The following is a 17,311-nucleotide window of genomic DNA, read 5'->3' as shown; positions in this document are numbered from 1 at the left end:
GGGGACGCCCAATGACCGAAACCACCCTGATCGCCGTGAAGCCCGAAATCGCCGCGCGCGCCCATGTGGATGCCGCCGGCTACAAGGCGATGTACGCGGAAGCGGCCGACAACCCGGATGCCTTCTGGGCGAAGGAGGCCGGGCGCATCGCCTGGATGAAGGCGCCGGGCCTGGTGAAGAACGTCGATTTCGGCGCCACCTCCGGCCAGGTCTCCATCAAATGGTTCGAGGACGGGGTGCTCAACGCCTCCGTCTCCTGCCTCGACCGGCATCTGCCAGCCCGCGGCGACCAGGTGGCCATCATCTGGGAGGGCGACGACCCCGCCAGCGACGCGAAGGTGACGTACCGGGAGCTGCACGCCCGCGTCTGCCAGCTGGCCAATGCCATGCGCGGCCTGGGCGTCACCAAGGGCGACCGCGTCTGCATCTACCTGCCGATGATCGTGGAGGCCGCGGTCGCCATGCTGGCCTGCGCCCGCATCGGCGCGGTGCATTCCATTGTCTTCGGCGGCTTCTCGCCGGACAGCCTGGCCAGCCGGATCCAGGATTCGGCATGCGCCCTGCTGATCACGGCCGATGAGGGCCGCCGCGGCGGCCGCAAGGTGCCGCTCAAGGCCAATGCGGACGAGGCGCTGAAGACCTGCCCCTCCATCCGCCATGTCATCGTGGCCAGGAACACCGGCGGGGCGGTGGCGATGCAGGAAGGCCGCGACCATTGGTGGGCGGCGGCCTGCGACGGGCAGCCGAAGGAGGCAGCGCCGGAGCCGATGGGGGCGGAGGACCCGCTGTTCATCCTCTACACCAGCGGCAGCACCGGCAAGCCGAAGGGCGTGCTGCACACCACCGGCGGCTACATGGTCTGGGCCAGCTTCACGCACCAGAACGTCTTCGACTACCGCGAGGGCGAGATCTACTGGTGCACCGCCGATGTCGGCTGGGTGACCGGCCACACCTACATCGTCTACGGCCCGCTCGCGAACGGCGCGACCACGCTGATGTTCGAGGGCGTGCCCAACTATCCCACCGTCTCCCGCTTCTGGGAGGTGGTGGACAAGCACCAGGTGAACATCTTCTACACCGCGCCGACTGCCATCCGCGCCCTGATGCGCGACGGCGAGGCCCCGGTGAAGCGCACCAGCCGCGCCAGCCTGCGCATCCTGGGCAGTGTGGGGGAGCCGATCAACCCGGAAGCCTGGCTGTGGTACTACCGCGTCGTCGGCGAGGAGCGCTGCCCGATCGTGGACACCTGGTGGCAGACGGAAACCGGCGGCATCCTGATCTCGCCCCTGCCCGGCGCCATCGCCCAGAAGCCCGGCTCCGCCACCCTGCCGCTGCCCGGCGTGAAGCCGGCGCTGGTGGACAATGAGGGCAATTTCCTCGACGGCGCGACGGAGGGGAACCTGGTGCTGCTGGACAGCTGGCCGGGCCAGATGCGCACCGTCTATGGCGACCATGAGCGCTTCGTGCAGACCTACTTCTCCACCTTCAAGGGCACCTATTTCACCGGCGATGGCGCCCGGCGCGACGCCGATGGCTATTGGTGGATCACCGGCCGGGTGGATGACGTGATCAACGTCGCCGGCCACCGCATGGGCACCGCGGAGGTGGAAAGCGCGCTGGTGGCGCACCCCAAGGTGGCGGAGGCCGCGGTGGTCGGCATGCCGCATGAGATCAAGGGCCAGGGCATCTACGCCTATGTCACCCTGAAGACCGGGGAGGAGCCTTCCGAGGCGCTGCGCAAGGAGCTGGTCGCCTGGGTCCGCAAGGAAATCGGCCCCATCGCCAGCCCGGACGCCATCCAATGGGCCCCGGGGCTCCCGAAGACCCGGTCCGGCAAGATCATGCGCCGCATCCTGCGCAAGATCGCCGCCAACGAGACCGACAGCCTGGGCGATACCTCGACGCTTGCGGATCCCGGCGTGGTGCAGGATCTGGTGGAGAACCGGGTGGGGTAGGGCCCGCCCGCCGCTACGGCACCACCGGCACCGGCAGCATCTCCAGCCCTGGGCGGGCGAACAGGTAACCCTGCATCGCCCGCACGCCGAGGCGGCGCAGTGCCGCCAGCTCACCCGGCGTCTCGATGCCTTCCACCACCGGCACCATGCCGAAGGCGTGCAGCTGTTCCAGCGTCTCCCGCACCTTCTCGAAGCGGTCCGGGTCCTGGTCCAGGCCCATGATGACCTCCCGCGCCACCTTGGCGCCGTCCGGGCGCCAGACCATCAGCAGCGGGATGCGGGCATGGCCGGTGCCGACATCGTCCAGCGCGATGCGCAGGCCGCGGCGCTGCAGGGCGCCCAGCGTGGCGGCCAGGGCTTCCGGGTCCTCCACCGGCTCCATCTCGCTGATCTCGAACACCAGGCGGTCGGTGGGGAAGCCCAGCGCCACCGCATCCTCCACCGTGCGGGTGGCGCAATAGTCGGGGATGCCGATGCAGCCGGGGTAGATGTTCAGCGTCAGGCTGGCGGTGGTGGCGGGCAGGCCGAGGCGGATGGCCGATTCCAGCGCCCGGCGGCGGAGGCGGGTGTCGAAGGCGTAGCGCTGTGCCGGGGGGACCGCGCCCAGCACGCTGCCCGCGCCTTCGCCCTTCGGGCCGCGCACCAGGGCTTCCTGCGCCAGGGTCAGGCCGGTTTCGACGTCCACGATCGGCTGGAAGGCGATGGCGAAATCCGGCGCATATGCGGGGACAAGGCCTGGCGTCGCGCCGGGCGCGTCGGTCGTCGCAGGCTCGGGGCTCGGTTCTGGGGCGAAGTCGGGGGTCACGGTCCCGGTCCAGGCAGTGGTTAACCGCAGGCTAACCCATAACCGCTGCCAATGCGCCAGCGCCAAGCAGCGTTGCTTTCTGCGCGGTTGCGCCGCGGCGCCCGGCCGCGCAGCATCCCGCCCCTATGGCCGACCCCCCCGATGCGCATGCCACGCGCCGCCTGATCTTCGTGCTCGGCCTGGGCTGCCTGGCCTCCGTGCTCGCCGCCCGGTCCTTCGACCCGCTGGTCGGCGTGCTGGCGGCGGAGTTCGCGGCGACGCCGGCCACCGTCGCCCTGCTCGCCACCGCCTTCGCCCTGCCCTATGCGCTGGTGCAGCCGGTGCTGGGACCGCTGGGCGATGCGGCGGGCAAGCGGCGCGTCATCCGCTTCTGCCTGGCGGCGCTGGCCGTGGCGCTGGCCGCGGCGGCGCTGGCGCCGGACCTCACCACGCTGACGGTGCTGCGCGTGCTGGCCGGCGCGGCGGCGGGCGGCATCTTCCCGCTGGCCATCGCCTCGGTCGGCGACCAGGTGCCGATCCAGCACCGCCAGGTGGCGCTGTCGCGGCTGCTGGTGGCCGGGCTGACCGGCAGCGCCGCCGGCGGCATCCTGGCGGCGCTGCTGGAACCGCTGATCGGCTGGCGCGGCGTGACGCTGGCCTGCGCCGCCGCTGCGCTGGCCGGCCTGCCGCTGCTGCGCGACCCGCCGGGCCAGGCGCCGGACCCCGGCCGCCGCTTCAACCTGGGCGAGGCGCTGCGGCGCTACCGGCAGATCCTGGCCCTGCCGGCGGCGCGCATCCTCTATGCCAGCGTCTTCGTCGAAGGCACGCTGATCTTCGGCATCTTCCCCTTCATCGCGCCGCTGCTGGCCGAACGCGGGCTGGGCGGCCCGGCGGAGGCCGGCATGGCGATCGCCGCCTTCGCCATCGGCGGCTTCGCCTTCGCCGCGCTGGCGCCGCTGCTGCTGCGCCACCTGGGGCAGGGGCGGATGGTGCAGCTGGGCGGCGCGCTGGCCTGTGGCGGGCTGCTGGCGCAGGGCTTCGGCTTCGAGGCCTGGATGGTGATCGCCAGCTGCCTGCCCACCGGGCTTGGCTTCTACATGATGCATTCCTCCATCCAGACCCGGGTCACGGAGGTTGCGCCGATGGCGCGCGGCAGTGCGGTGGCGCTGCACGCCTTCAGCTTCTTCCTCGGCCAGTCGCTGGGCCCCGCCGCCATGGCGCTGGGGCGGGCGCTGTTCGGGTCGGAGGTGGCGCTGACGGTGGCGGGGCTGGGCATCCTGGTGCTCGGCCTGCTGCTGGCGCGGCGGGGTCGCTAGCCCGGTCAGGTTCGCGATTCGCCCCCGAATCGGAACACAGGGTGAATCACAGCGAGTGCGCGGGCACGTATCGATCGTGGAATCAACCACCTGGCCCGAGTCGCGCGAACGAATCGCGGACCCGGCCCTGTTGTTCTCCCACCACAAGATTTGGGGGTGCCGGCCCGAGTCGGCCCACAACCGCGTTCTCCGAGTCGCGCCCCGAGTCGCGCCCCGAGTCGCACCCCGATTCGCAGGCCGCTAGCGCGGCAGCGCATAGGCGATCACGTGATCCCCTGGCGTGGTGCCCAGCGAGCCATGGCCGCCCGCCACCACCAGCAGATACTGCCGCCCATCCGCGCCCAGATAGGTCATCGGCGTGGCCTGCCCGCCGGCCGGCAGCCGGGATTCCCACAGCTGCGCGCCCGTGGTCACGTCGTAGCCGCGCACGAAATCATCCAGCGTGCCGGACATGAAGGCCACGCCGCCGCGCGTCATCACCGGCCCGCCGAGGTCCGGCACGCCCAGCCGGAAGGGCAGCGGCACGGGCGAGAGGTCGCGCACCGTGCCGTTGCGGTGCTGCCAGGCGATCTCCCCCGTGCGCAGGTCGGCCCCCGCGACATAGCCCCAGGGCGGCTGCTGGCAGGGCAGGCCGATCGGGGAGAGGAAGGGCTTCAGCTCCACCGCATAGGGCGCGCCGAAATTCTCGTTCAGCGCCGGCAGCGGGCCGGGCGGGGCGCCATCGGCCTGGACATACAGCGTTGTCGCATCCGCCCGCGGCACGAGGCGGGAGACGAAGGCGAGGTAGGCCGGCGTGGTGAAGGCCACCTGCCGTTCCGGATCGACGGCGATGCCGCCCCAGTTGAACACGCCGAAATTGCCCGGATGCACCAGCGATCCCTGCAGCGAGGGCGGGGTGTAGCGGCCTTCGTAGCGCAGCCGACGCAGCTGGATGCGGCAGGCGAGCTGGTCCAGCAGCGTCGCCCCCCACATCTGCCGGCCGGTCAGCCGCGGCGGGTCGAAGGACAGGGCGGAGACCGGCTGGGTCGCGGCGGTGAAGTCGCCCTCCGCCGCGCCCTGCGGCGCCGCAACCTCCCGCACCGGCAGCAGCGGCTGGCCGGTGCGGCGGTCCAGCACGAAGATCTCGCCCTGCTTGGTCGGCTGCACCAGCGCCGGCACCGTGGCGCCATTGATGGTCAGGTCCACCAGCGTGGGCTGGGAGGGGACGTCATAGTCCCAAAGGTCGTGGTGCACGGTCTGGAATACCCAGCGCAGCGCGCCCTGCCGCAGGTCCAGCGCCACCACGGCGGAGGAGAAGCGTTCCACCGCCGGGCTGCGGTTGCCGCCGAACTGGTCGGGCGGCTGGTTGCCCAGCGGCACATAGACCAGGCCGAGCCCGGCATCGACGCTCAGGATCGACCAGGCGTTGGGGGAGTTGGCGGTGTAGGTCGCCTCCGCGGCAATGGGCGCCACCTCTTCCGGGGCGCCGGAATCCCAGTTCCACAGCAGCGCGCCGCTGCGCACGTCATAGCCGCGGATGACGCCGGACTGCTCGTTGGTGGAGACATTGTCCAGCACCGTGCCGCCCACCACCAGCACGCCATTGGCAACCGCGGGCGGGGAGGTGGAGTAGTAGGCGCCAGGCTTCACATTGGGCATGTTGGCCCAGAGGTTGATCTGCCCGGTGCCGGCGCCGAAATCGGCGCAGACGGCGCCCGTCTCCGGGTCCAGCGCGATGACGCGGCCATCGGCCGTCGGCATGAACAGCCGGGCGCCGCAACGCGTCGTCTCCGCGCCCTCCGTGGCGACCGGCAGGCCGGGCACGGCGGCGCGGGCGGCCTCGAGCCGGGCCGGGTCCGGCGCCGGGGCATCGGCGGCGTCCATCGTCGGGGCATAGCCCAGGCCGCGGCAGGTCAGGTGCTGCAGCGCGAGCGGGTTCAGGATGTCCGGGTCATAGCGCCAGACCTCCTCGCCCGTCGTCGCGTCCAGCGCGATGACCAGCTGGTGCGGGGTGCACAGGAACAGGCGGTTGCCCAGCTTCAGCGGGGTGACCTGGAAGGTGGTCTCCTGCGGGTCGCCGGGCCGGCCGCGGACATCGCCGGTGCGGTACTGCCAGGCCATTTCCAGCGCGGCGACGTTGGCCGGCGTGATCTGGTCCAGCGGCGAGAAGCGCTGGCCGAACCCGGTGCGGCCATAGGCGTGCCATTCCCCGGGCTGGATCGTCAGGGGGTCTTCGGCGATCCGCTGCACCGGCAGGCGGCCCTGCCGCGCATGCGGGTCCGCCAGCAGGCTGAGCGGGGCGGCGACCAGGCAGGCCAGCACGACGAGGCCCAGCACCAGCGCCGGGCCGCGCAGCAGGCGCTGGCCCAGCGGGCGCAACGCCCAGGGCAGCAGCAGCAGCAGGCCGAGGACCACCGGCAGCCCGCCGCGCGGCGCCAGCGCCCACCAGTCCAGGCCCGATTCCGCCAGCGACCAGGCGAGGGTGGCCAGCAGCCCGGCGGCGAACACCGTCAGCCCCGCCGGCCGGCGCTGCCACAGCAGCACCGCCGCCACCAGCAGCAGAAGGCCGAGCGCCAGGTAGAACCAGCTGCCCCCGAGCGCCAGCAGCCAGCCGCCGCCGCCGGCCAGGGCCAGCCCGACCAACGCCAGCAGCACCGCCATCAGGCGGAGGAAAAGGGTGTTGTGCGTCTGATCCATCGGGCTTGCCTCGGCACCTGTCCTGGTGGCAACGCCGGTTCAGGCGGATCGTTCAGGCCCAGCCGTGGGTCAATCGGCGCTTCGTTCCGGGGCGGCGCAGGCGCGCACCACCAGGGCCACCAGATCCTCCGCCACCTCGGCGCCGCGCGGGGCCGGGTGCCACAGCTCGTTCCGCGGCAATTCGGCGCGCAAGGTGCAGAAGCCGTGCACGGCGGCCCAGGCGAACGCCAGCCGGGCGCGCAGCGCCGCCGCGTCCGCCGCCGGCACCAGCGCCGCCATGGCGCGGTCCAGCGGGTCCCGCGCCGCCTGCGCCGCGTGGCGCCAGGCGGGGTCGGCGGTGTCGATCAGGTCGGTGCGGAACATCAGGCGGAAATGCGCCGGGTTGTCCCGGGCGAAGCCGAGATAGCCGTGGCCGGTTGCCGCCAGCACGGCGCGGGCATCGGCGCCCGGCGGCAGATCCGCCACCGCCTGCTCCATCGCCGCGCGCAGCCTTTCCGACTTCTCCGTGGCGAAGGCGGTCAGCAGGCCGCGCTTGTCGCCGAAATGCGGCGCGGCGGCGGAGTGGGAGACGCCTGCGCGGCGGGCGCATTCGCGCAGGCTGACCCGTTCCGGCCCGGCTTCCAGCACGATCTCCGCCACTGCATCCAGCAGGGCGCGGCGCAGGTCGCCGTGGTGGTGGCGGCCGCGGGCTTTCGGGGTGACGGACATGATGGGGCTGTAGCGGCGCGGGCGGAACTTGACAACGGTCAGATTTCCGGGCGAAGACTGACCGATGGAAAGTTGAAGGCGCCCCCATGTCGCTCGAAACCCTGTTCTCCGCTGCCGGCGCCGTCGCCATGGCCGGCTGGCTGGCGCTGCTGGTCGCCCCCGGCCGCAGCTGGGCCAATTGGCGCCTGGCTGGCCAGGCGCTGCCGGCGCTGCTGGCGCTGCTCTATGCCGGGCTGCTGGCCTGGCACGCGCCGGGGGCGGAAGGTGGCTTCGCGACATTGGCGGACGTGGCGCGCCTGTTCGCCACGCCGGGCCTGCTGCTGGCCGGCTGGGTGCACTACCTGGCCTTCGACCTGGCGATCGGTGCCTGGATCTGCCGGCGCGGCACGGCGGAAGGCGTGAACCCCTGGCTGCTGCGCCTGTGCCTGCCGCCCACCTTCCTGGCCGGGCCGATCGGGCTGCTGCTGTTCCTGGGCCTGCGGGCGGTGCGGCGATGAGGGGCTTCCTCGCGGAACTGCACCGCCGCCAGCCGGTGCTGGCCTGGGCGGGCTGGGCGATGCTGGCCTGGCTGGCGCTGTGCCTGCTGGCGATGGCGCTGGATGGGCGGCAGATCGGCGGCACCTCCGTCTGGACCAAGCCGGCGAAATTCGCGGCCAGCCTGCTGCCCTGGTTCTGGACGCTCGCCTGGGCCTGGGGGCTGCTGGCCCCCGCTGCCCGGCGCGGTGCGCTGGCCTGGCTGGTGCTGGGCGGCACGCTGGCGGCGGCGGCGCTGGAGATGGTGTGGATCACCGGGCGCGGCGCCGCCGGCCTGCCCAGCCACTTCGCCACCGACCCGATCGGTCAGGCGATGTTCGGCGTGATGGGCGCGGCGGCGACGCTGCTGGTGCTGATGGCGGGGCTGCTGGGCGTGCTGGTGCTGGCGCGGGGGGAGGCGGCGCAGCCGCGGCCCTGGCGCCTGGCCGTCGGGCTCGGCCTGGTGGTGACGGGCGTGCTGGGCCTGGTGACGGGCTTCGCCATCGGCGGCGCCGGAAGCCCGCTGGTTGGCGCCGCCACCCCGGGCCTGCCGCCCTTCTTCTGGTCCCGCGACGGCGGCGACCTGCGCGTGGCGCATTTCCTCGCCGTGCATGCGATGCAGGCGGTGCCCGGCTTCTGGCTGCTGACGCGGGCCGGGCCGCGGCTGGTGGCGCTGGCCACGCTGGGCTGGGGCGGGCTGGCGCTGGGGGCGCTGCGGCTGGCGCAGGCGGGCGTGCCGCTTTCGCCGTAACCGCGCCATGATCGGGCGGCATGTCCGCCCCCGTGCCCGAACCCACCGAATCCGCGCCGCTGCGCCGAACGCTGTTCGCGCTGCTGGTCGCCGCCCTCGCCGCGCTGCTGCTGCTGCTGCCGCTGCGCGCCCTGCTGCCGCACGGCCTGAACGCGGCGGAGGCACTGATCCTGCTGTGCCTGGCGCTGACCACGCCCTGGGCGGCGCTTTCGGCCGCCAATGCGCTGGTCGGGCTGGTGATCCTGCTGCGCAGCCCGGACCCCGCCACCGCGGTGCTGCCGGCCGCCGCCCGCGCCCGCCCCGGCCCGCCGCAGGCCGTGACCGCGCTGCTGGTCTGCCTGCGGAACGAGGAGATGGGCGCGGTGCTGCCGCCGCTCGGCGCGCTGCTCCATGGCCTGGCGGCGCGCGGCGCCGGGGAGCGCTTCCGGCTCTGGCTGCTGTCCGACACCCAGGACCCGCCGGCGGTGGCGGCGGAGGAAGCGGCCGTCGCGGCCTTCCTGGCGGCCCATCCGCAGGCCCGCTACCGCCGGCGGACGCTGAACACCGGCTTCAAGGCCGGCAATGTGATGGACTTCCTGGACCACCACCTGACCGACGAGGCCTTCTTCATCACGCTGGACGCCGACAGCGTGATGACGCCGGACGCCGTGCTGCGGCTGGTGGCGATCATGGAGGCCGATCCGCGGCTGGCCATCGTGCAGCAGCTGATCGTCGGCCGCCCGGCCACCGCCGCCTTCCCGCGGCTGTTCCAGTTCGGCATGCGCGCCGGGATGCGCGCCTGGGCCACCGGGCAGGCCTGGTGGCAGATGGATGCCGGCCCCTATTGGGGCCACAACGCCATCCTCCGCGCCGCCCCCTTCCGCGACCATGCGAAGCTGGAACCCCTGCCCGATGGCAGCCGCATCCTGAGCCACGACATGGTGGAATCGGTGCGGCTGCAGGCTGCGGGCTGGGCGGTGCGCTGCCTGCCGGCGGAAGACGGCAGCCAGGAAGCGAACCCGCCCGCCCTGCCGGAATTCCTGCGCCGGGACGAACGCTGGGGTGCCGGCAACATGCAGTATTTTCATCTGTTGCGCCTGAAGGGGATGAGCTGGCTCGGCCGGCTGCAGTTGCTGCAGGCGATCCTGCTGTTCCTGGGCGCGCCGCTGTATGCCGCCCTGCTGCTGCTGGCGGCGGCCAACGCGCTGACCGGCGGCGGGGCGGGCACGCCGATGGGGGCGCTGGCGCTGGCCATCCTCGCGCATTGGCTCTGCTACTTCGCGCCGAAGCTGGCCGGCTACGCCCAGGCGCTGGCGCAGGGCAGGCTCGCCGCGACCTATGGCGGCCGCGCCGCCTTCGCCCGCGGGGCGCTGGCGGAACTGGCCTTCATGCAGCTGTTCGAGCCGCTGTCGATCCTGAACAAGGCCGCCTTCCTGGCCCGGCTGCCCTTCGGCGCCCGCGCCGGCTGGCTGCCGCAGAACCGCGCCGACCGCGGCGTCACCTGGGGCGATGCCACGCGCATGCTGTGGCCGCACACGGTGGCCGGGCTGCTGCTGACCGCGGCCTTCGCCCTGGTGTCCTGGCCCGCCTTGGCGCTGGCCCTGCCCTTCACGGCCGGGATGATCCTGGCCGTGCCGCTCTGTGTCCTCACCGCCGACCCGGCCTTCTCCGCCGCGCTGCGGGCGCGGCGGATCGCGGCGGTGCCGGAGGAGCTGGCCCTGCCCTTGGCCTGACCGGCCTCAGGGCGCCAGGCGGGCCAGGGTGCCGGCCTCGGCGGCCGTCACGGCGGCTTCCGCATCCGCCGGCAGCAGCAGCCGTTCGGCCACCAGCCTTGCCGAGGCCTGGCGCACCGCTGCCACATAGGCGGCCGGCGTCGGATACAGCTCCTCGATCGAGGGGCGCGGGTCGCCGGCGGCCAGCCTGGCCGCGCGGGTCTCCGCAAAGGGCACCACGCCACCCACCTGGGTGCAGATCTCCTGCGGCCCGTCGCCGGCAGCCTGCGCGTTCCAGCCGACATAGGTGGCACGCGGCGCCTCCAGGATCGGCTGGCGGATGCCGCCCACGGCGTTGCCGTCCAGCCCGGCGCGCGGCAGGAACAGCGGGTAGCTGCCGGTCGCGCGCGGCAGCGGCGCGGTCTGCTCCACCAGCTCCGCCCGCACATACTGCCCGCGATAGGGCAGGCCGGGGATTTCCGGATACACCATCGCCGGCCGCGTCAGCGTGCCGGCGGCCAGGGTCGGGAAGCGGCTGGCCGGGGGTTCCACCCCGTCCCGCACCCAGCGTTCCATGGCGACGATCAGGGCGCGCAGCGCCGGGCCCTGGGTCATCGGGTTCAGCGCCATGCGGCAGGCGGCGATGCGCCGCGCCACCGCGTTCCAGGCATTGCCATGCGGCGTGCCGGAAACCAGGTAGGCGCGCACATTCGCCGGCAGGTCGTGGTGGTTGCCTTGCGTGTCGGTGACCAGCAGGCTGGCCTGGGAGCCCCAGAACTCGAACTCCGAATCCATGTGCATGATGACGGGGCAGGTATTGGTCTGCTGGCAGCGCAGCAGGATGCCATCCCGCCGGCCGCCGACCTTGTCCTCCATCACCGCATAGGTGAAGGGAAAGCCCAGCACCGGGAACAGCCGGTCGTATTGCGGCCCCGGGTTGCGGCCCGGCTGGGCGAAGCGGGCATTGGTGAAGCTGCGGCGGGCGCCGGGGATCACCGGCATCATGCCCTCGAACACCAGGCGCCCGGCCTCGTCCTCGTTCATGCCGAAATACAGCACGTCGCGCAGCACGCGGCCGGATTGCGAGATGCCGAGGCCGATGGCGCGATCCACCCCCGGCCTGCCGTTCGCGGCCAGGGGATTCTCCGGCCCGGTGGCGCGGCGCAGAAAGGAGGTCACGTCGCGGATCGCGGCGAGGCCCATGCCCATCACCCGCGTGTCGCGGGCGGTGTAGGTCAACTCGAGGATCGCACCGGCAGCGATGCCGTCCGGGCGGGTGATCTCCAGCGTGCTGTCATCGATGAAGGTGAAGCCCAGCCCGGCCGGCGTCTGCCGGTCCATATCCGTCCGCGCCCGCACCGTCAGCCGCGCGCTGGCGCGGTCCGCCAGGGGGTAGCTGAGCGTGACGCGCTGCGGCCCGGGCCGGCTGGCCGCCGGCCATTCCTCCCGCGACGGCCCGGTGAGGCCGGCGACCGTCGGCACCTCGATGCGCAGCGCGCCGGGGGCGGCGGGGCTGTCCGCCTGCCAGCCGGCCCAGACCAGCGTGAAACCCTGTTCCAGCAGGAAGCCATTGCCGGCATCGTCGGGTTGCTGCAGCCGGATTCCGGCCGCCGTGCTGGTGTCCTGCACCCAGCCGGGCAGCAGCTTGCGGCCGCGGTTCAGCACCTCGAACAGCAGGGTGCCGTTGGGGCGGGCGGGGCGCAGGATCACCACCTCCGTCATCGCCTCCACCCGGCCATCCGCGTTGCGCGGCGCGCGGTCCAGGTCGACGATCACGGCGTTGCGCGGATGGGCGGGGTCCAGCGCCAGGGTTGCCCGCGCGGTGATCTTCTCCGCCTGGCCGCTGGCGCCGAATTCGCGGCCGCCGAGGGCGGCGGCTTCGCGCGCCGTGATGTCGAAGCGCACCACCTCGGCCCTGGCGGGCAGCGCGCCGGCGGCCAGCAGCGCAAACGCTCCCAGCGCCGCCCCGCGCCGCGGCCTGATTGCATTCAGCATGGTTTCCTCCTTCGCCCTTGTCGCCGGGCGTGGCAGGCAGCGACGATACGCTCAGTGCAAGAAGGCCGGAAAGCCCTCGCGCAGCGCCCGCGCCCGGCCTTCCCGCGTCACCGCCCACAGCGGGTTGTCCACGGACAGGCGGGCGCCGCCGTCGCGCGTCACGCCGCGCACCACCACGGGCGCCACAGCCGGCGAGGCCAGGCCGAACAGATCCAGCGGGATGCGGATGAAGACGCCGCGGTCGAAGCTGCCCTCCCCGAACCGGCTGAAGGGCACGTCGGTGAAGGTGGCGAAGCCGCCGATCTCGATGCCGCTGGCGAAGCGGCGGGAAAGCTCCACCGTCGCGCCCCAGTCGCCCGCCAGATAGCGCCCGGCGCGGACCACGCCCTGCAGGTTGTACCAGGGCAGGTCGGCATAGGCGGAGACATGCCCGGTGGTGACGCTGTAGCCCAGCACCCCCAGGCGCTGGTCGTAGTCGCGCTGCGCCACCTGCGCGACCTCCGCCCCCAGCGCCCAGTCGCGTGCCTGCGGCCGCCACAGCACCTCCGCCGAGACACCGGCGAACATCGGCTCCAGGAACCCGGCGGTGAGACGGCCGAAGATGTCGGGCCCGAGGCCGGCGATGCGCTCGGCATACAGGGCCGGGATCGCCGTCTCGCCCTCCCGCGCATAGCGCGCGGCCTCGCTGCGGACGCGCGGCAGAAGGCTGTCGGAAGGCGGCGCGCCGGCCAGGTTGCCCGCCAGGCTGCGGGAGAGGCTGCCCGCCAGCGCCAGCCCGCCCCCCATCTCCCACCGCCCGCCCGCCAGGGCGGATAACTGCCAGCGCAGGGTGCGGGAGGGATCGCCCAGCAGCACCGAAACCCGCGGCACCGCATCGAAGCTGGCGCCGCCGGGGTCACCGGCGCCGAAAGCGTCTGTCCCGGTGGGGGACAGGGTGGTGGCGAAGAACACCTCCTCCGCACTGCCCTCGCCGCGGCTCGCGGCTTCCATGGCCCGGCGCGGCAGCACCAGCCGCGCCACCTCCACCCCCGCCCGGCGCCAGGAAAGCCGCACCCGCTCCACGTCCCGCGGCAGATGCGGCTGCACCGCGCGCAGCACCCGCCCGGCCACCCCGGCCAGGCGGCGCTGGCGCGCGCCCGCCACCGCGATCCGCGCCTCCGCCCCGCGCAGTTCCACCGCCACCGGCCGGAACCCGGCCTCGCGCAGCGCCGCGCGGATCGCGTCCGCCGGCGCCGCCACCGGCGCCAGGGGCCGGGGCGCCAGCGCCGGCAGCGGCACGGCGGGCGCCTGCACCCGCTCCGGGTCCAGCCGGGCGGACAGACGGAACAGCAGGTCCGTGCCATGCACCCAGTCCAGCCCGGCATCGAGCCAGCCATTCGACCAGTGCAGCCCGTAGTTCAGCCGGCTGTCCGCCAGCCCCCGCAACCCGGTTGTCTGCGCCGGCCAGCCGCCGCGCTCGTCCCGCAGCGCATCGCCGGCAACCTCCAGCTTGCCGCGCAGCCCCTCCACCGCGCCCCACGGCGTCCAGACCGGCGGCAGGGAATATTCCAGCCCGCCGAACAGCGCCGCATCCTCCCCCCTGAAGAAGGGAAAGGTGTTGATCGCGCCACCCTGCCCGACCTCCCGCGGTCGGTCATCGAAGCGCGGCGACAGCGCGGCCAGCGGATTGCCGAAATCCGCGCCGGTGCCGAGCCGGCCCCAGCCCAGCCCCAGCGTCACATCCAGCGGGCCGAAGCGCTTCGATGCCACCAGGTACTCGCCGGAATAGATCCCCGTGCCGATGAAATCCTGCAGCCCGATCGCCACGGCCGGGTGCCAGTCATCCTCCGCCAGCAGCCGCAGCTTCACGTCGAAGGCGCGGTCCGTGGTCATCCCCGCGCCGCTGGTGCCATCCAGCCGCTCCGCCAGGCGGAACGTCGTCTCCAGCCAGGGCAGCGCCTGCCAGGTCAGAAAGTGAAAGCGCCGCTGGTGCCGCAGCGTGGTCCCTGCCTCCACCACCCCATCCGGCCGGAACCGCGCATTCCGTGCCTCGATCAGCCCTACCCCACCCAGGCTTGACCCGGTTCCTGGCACCGCCTGCGCCAGGGTGGGGAGGGGCAGGAGGAGCGTGAGGAGCAAGGCGGCGCGGGTGATCGCAAGGCGGACGCTGTCCCCCCTGCACCCCCCTGCCAGAAGGCGGGGCCCGGGGGGCGCCACGCCCCCCGGTGGGGGTGCGGGGGCGGCGCCCCCGCGAGGCCACCCGCGCCACACTCCCTCAACGCACCTCCCGCGCGATCACCGCCAGGGCGGCGGAGGAGATGGTGATCTGGCTCAGCACCTGGGTCAGGTCGCGCACCAGGCCCCAGGTTTCGAAGGGGGAGGGGTCCTGCGGCACCACCACCAGGCTGCCGGGCGGGACGGGCGGGCCGCCGGCCTGCCAGGCGGAGAGGCCGGCAGGGGCGGCCTGGCCGTTCGGCAGCACCACGAAGGCGCGGCTGGTGTCGGCGAAGCGCTGCGGGCCGCCGGCGGCGCTGGTGTAGTCGCCGGCGCGCCAGCCGGACCGGAATTGCAGGCTGCCGGGGTTCAGCACGGCGCCGACCACGGTCACTTCATTGGGGCGTTTCGGGATGACGATCAGGTCGCCCGGTTCGAGCAGCACGTCGCGCTCCGGATGGGCGGCGAGTTGCACCGGGTCGGCCTCCACCACCATGCGGCCGGCGGCCTGGGCCTGGCGCAGGGCGTTGGCCAGTTCGCGCCCCGCGGTGATGGCGCTGCCGACATCGGTGCCGACGCCGCGCCCGCCCGCCACCGCCTGCCCGGCGGCCACCTGCACCAGCGAGGTCTCCAGGTCCCGCGCCGTGCGGGCGAAGCCTTCCTGCTGGCGCAGCCGCACGCTCTCGCGGGTGAAGACGGCGCCGTAGGGGTAGGCCTGCGGCGTCAGCCCCCCGGCGCGGGCAAGGAGTTCCGAGAGCTTCTCGCCGCGCCGGATGTCGTAGCTGCCGGGGCGGAGGGCTTCTCCGGCCAGGGTGACGGGCCCGGCTTCGCGGTCGCTGAAGCCGCGCGGGATGCGGATGACGTCGCGCGGTGAAAGCCGCACGGCGGCGAAGTTGCGGGACCGCAGGTCGAGCAGCAGGCGGGACAGCGGCTGGGCGCCGGACTGGTCCGTGGGTTCGCGCGCCAGTTCGATGGCGGACAGGTCGGCGCCTTCCGTGGTGCCGCCGGCGGCGGCCAGCAGCAGGTCGAGCCCGGTGTCGTCGGCCAGGGGGAACAGGCCGGGCTGGCGCACCTCCCCGCTCAGCAGCGCGGCGGTGTCCAGCAGGAATCCGAGCAGCGGCGGGTGGTCGCGGAACACGGCGGGGCAGCCGGGGGCGCCGATCTCGGGGAAGCCGGCGCCGCGGGCATGGGCGAAGCGGGCGGGGGCGCTGCGGCTGGCGATGGCCAGCTGGACCAGGGCCGGGCAGGCTTCCGCCGCCGGCGCTTCGCCGCGCAGGGCGCGCTGCACCGGCGGGCTGGCCAGCCAGGCGATGTCGGCGTTGCCGAGCACGATCACCTCGTCGCCCTCGGCCAGCGGCAGGTCCGTGCTGCCGCGCAGCAGGCGGGAGAGGTCGAAGGGCAGGAAGTGGCGGCCGCGGGTCTGGGGGTCCAGCCGCAGCACCACGGCCAGGCGCGGATAGGGGTCCGGCCGCACCAGCCGGGGGTCCGACAGCAGGCTGCGCAGCGACCCGCCGTGCCGCGGCAGGGCGCGGGTCAGCGGCGCGGTGACGTGGCCGGACAGGCGCAGCCGGTTGGCCACCACATCGGCGCCGGGCTGCACCAGCACGCTGTCGCCGCGCCGCACCGCGTCCCCAGGGCGGATCTCGGCGAAGCTGCGCCGGCCGCCGGCATCGGTGCCCTGCACCAGGAAGCGGTTGCCGGCCGGGCGCAGCGGCTCCCCCGCCAGGCGCAGCAGGGTGGCCAGCGGCGCGCTGCGGGCGCCGGCGGGCAGCTCGTAGATGCCCGGCCGCGTCACCTCCCCGGCCACGGCGACCACGCTGCCGAGCGGCGGCACCAGGATGCGCTCGCCTTCGGTCAGCGTCAGGTCGGCCTCCGCCTCCTCCCCGGTGATGACGGCATAGAGGTCGACGATGCGCCGGCCGCGCGGGCCGTCGATGCGGATGGCGCGCAGGCTGCCGGTGCGGCGCGGCCCGCCGGCCTGCATCAGCGCATCCAGCACGGAGGAAAGGGCGGTCAGCGTCTGCATGCCCGGCCGCTGCACCTCGCCGGCGACGAAGACCGCGATCTGACGGACCTGGCCGATCGAGACGAAGGTCTCGGTGCCCGGCATGTCGCGGGCGACGCGGGCGGCCAGGTCGGCACGCAATTCGCCGAGCGTGCGGCCGGCGGCGGGGATGGGCGGCAGATCCGGGGTCAGGATGCTGCCATCGCGCTGCACCCGCAGGTTCAGCGTGGCGCGGGTGCGGCCGCGCAGCGCCAGCACCAGCTCGTCGTCGCGGCCGATGACGTAGTCCTCGGGCAGGGCGCCGATCAGGCCGGGCGGGCGGGGCGGGGCGTTGAAGCTGTCATAACCGAACTGCCGCAACGCCAGGCCGAGGCGCTCGGCGAAGAAGGCCTCGGTATGCGACAGCGCCGGCGTGGCGGCAGGCTCCGGCGCCGGGAGCGTGGCGGGCGCGGCGGGGGCGGGCAGCGGGCCGGGCGGGGCGGGGGGGCGGCCGGTGGCGGCCTCGCGCATCCGTTGCAGGATCTCCTGCTGTGCGGCCGGCGGCAGGGCGGGAAGGGGCAGGCCGCCGGGGAGAAGGGCGGGCAGTGAAGGTGGCGCGAGCGACGCGCCATCCGAGATCTGCGCCCCGGCCGGGCGGGGCGCGACGGCCGGCACGACTCCCGCCAGCAGCAGGGCGGTCCGGTAGAGGAATCGCAACCTGTGGGTGAATTTCATCGCCATTGTT

Annotated in this window: 11 protein-coding genes; 5 read left to right on the top strand and 6 right to left on the bottom strand. The window is 73.8% G+C overall.

The window, feature by feature from the left end; genetic code table 11:
• The first annotated feature begins 11 nt into the window (after nt 1–11).
• A complete protein-coding gene (acs, locus tag HEQ75_RS16135) occupies nt 12–1,955 on the top strand; it encodes an acetate--CoA ligase (protein ID WP_168032423.1) in 1,944 nt (647 codons plus the stop codon).
• A gap of 13 nt (nt 1,956–1,968) precedes the next feature.
• Here acs and HEQ75_RS16130 read toward each other — a convergent pair whose 3' ends face one another.
• The gene (locus tag HEQ75_RS16130) at nt 1,969–2,760 is read right to left on the bottom strand and encodes an EAL domain-containing protein (protein ID WP_328734130.1); all 792 of its coding nucleotides are present in this window, start codon (nt 2,758–2,760) and stop codon (nt 1,969–1,971) included.
• A 125-nt stretch (nt 2,761–2,885) separates the two neighbouring features.
• Here HEQ75_RS16130 and HEQ75_RS16125 point away from each other — a divergent pair, with 125 nt between their 5' ends.
• Entirely contained in the window at nt 2,886–4,055 is a 1,170-nt protein-coding gene (locus HEQ75_RS16125) for an MFS transporter (RefSeq protein ID WP_168032419.1), read from the top strand.
• Between the two features lie 240 nt (nt 4,056–4,295).
• On the opposite strand, the gene HEQ75_RS16120 is transcribed toward HEQ75_RS16125, so the two are convergent.
• Together HEQ75_RS16120 and HEQ75_RS16115 are read right to left on the bottom strand one after the other, a co-directional pair.
• On the bottom strand, nt 4,296–6,731 hold the full coding sequence (locus tag HEQ75_RS16120; protein ID WP_168032417.1) for a membrane-bound PQQ-dependent dehydrogenase, glucose/quinate/shikimate family: 2,436 nt from the start codon (nt 6,729–6,731) through the stop codon (nt 4,296–4,298).
• A 69-nt stretch (nt 6,732–6,800) separates the two neighbouring features.
• Entirely contained in the window at nt 6,801–7,439 is a 639-nt protein-coding gene (locus HEQ75_RS16115) for a TetR/AcrR family transcriptional regulator (protein ID WP_168032415.1), read from the bottom strand.
• Between the two features lie 86 nt (nt 7,440–7,525).
• Here HEQ75_RS16115 and HEQ75_RS16110 point away from each other — a divergent pair, with 86 nt between their 5' ends.
• The 3 genes from HEQ75_RS16110 to mdoH are packed head-to-tail and all read left to right on the top strand — an operon-like array spanning nt 7,526 to nt 10,415.
• Nucleotides 7,526–7,936, top strand: coding sequence for an ABA4-like family protein (locus tag HEQ75_RS16110; RefSeq protein WP_168032413.1), 411 nt, complete (start codon nt 7,526–7,528; stop codon nt 7,934–7,936).
• A complete protein-coding gene (locus HEQ75_RS16105) occupies nt 7,933–8,703 on the top strand; it encodes a hypothetical protein (RefSeq protein WP_168032411.1) in 771 nt (256 codons plus the stop codon). Before HEQ75_RS16110 ends, HEQ75_RS16105 begins: the two co-directional genes overlap by 4 nt.
• Nucleotides 8,704–8,723: 20 nt before the next feature.
• Nucleotides 8,724–10,415, top strand: a complete 1,692-nt coding sequence (mdoH, locus tag HEQ75_RS16100) for a glucans biosynthesis glucosyltransferase MdoH (RefSeq protein WP_168032409.1) — start codon at nt 8,724–8,726, stop codon at nt 10,413–10,415.
• Nucleotides 10,416–10,421: 6 nt separating this feature from the next.
• Here the strand turns inward: mdoH and HEQ75_RS16095 are convergent, their stop codons facing one another.
• From HEQ75_RS16095 to HEQ75_RS16085, 3 genes are all read right to left on the bottom strand, one after another.
• Nucleotides 10,422–12,389: an alpha/beta hydrolase domain-containing protein gene (locus HEQ75_RS16095; protein WP_209318602.1), complete on the bottom strand. Its 1,968-nt coding sequence runs from the start codon at nt 12,387–12,389 to the stop codon at nt 10,422–10,424.
• 51 nt (nt 12,390–12,440) lie between these two features.
• Entirely contained in the window at nt 12,441–14,507 is a 2,067-nt protein-coding gene (locus HEQ75_RS16090; protein ID WP_235961777.1) for a YjbH domain-containing protein, read from the bottom strand.
• A gap of 136 nt (nt 14,508–14,643) precedes the next feature.
• Nucleotides 14,644–17,307, bottom strand: a complete 2,664-nt coding sequence (locus tag HEQ75_RS16085; RefSeq protein ID WP_235961775.1) for an SLBB domain-containing protein — start codon at nt 17,305–17,307, stop codon at nt 14,644–14,646.
• Nucleotides 17,308–17,311 lie beyond the last annotated feature (4 nt).

It is taken from the genome of Falsiroseomonas selenitidurans (assembly GCF_012103215.1).
Classification (GTDB): Bacteria; Pseudomonadota; Alphaproteobacteria; order Acetobacterales; family Acetobacteraceae; genus Falsiroseomonas; species Falsiroseomonas selenitidurans.
Note: the sequence above shows the minus strand (reverse complement) of the source record. Positions and strands in the feature narration are given on the sequence as shown.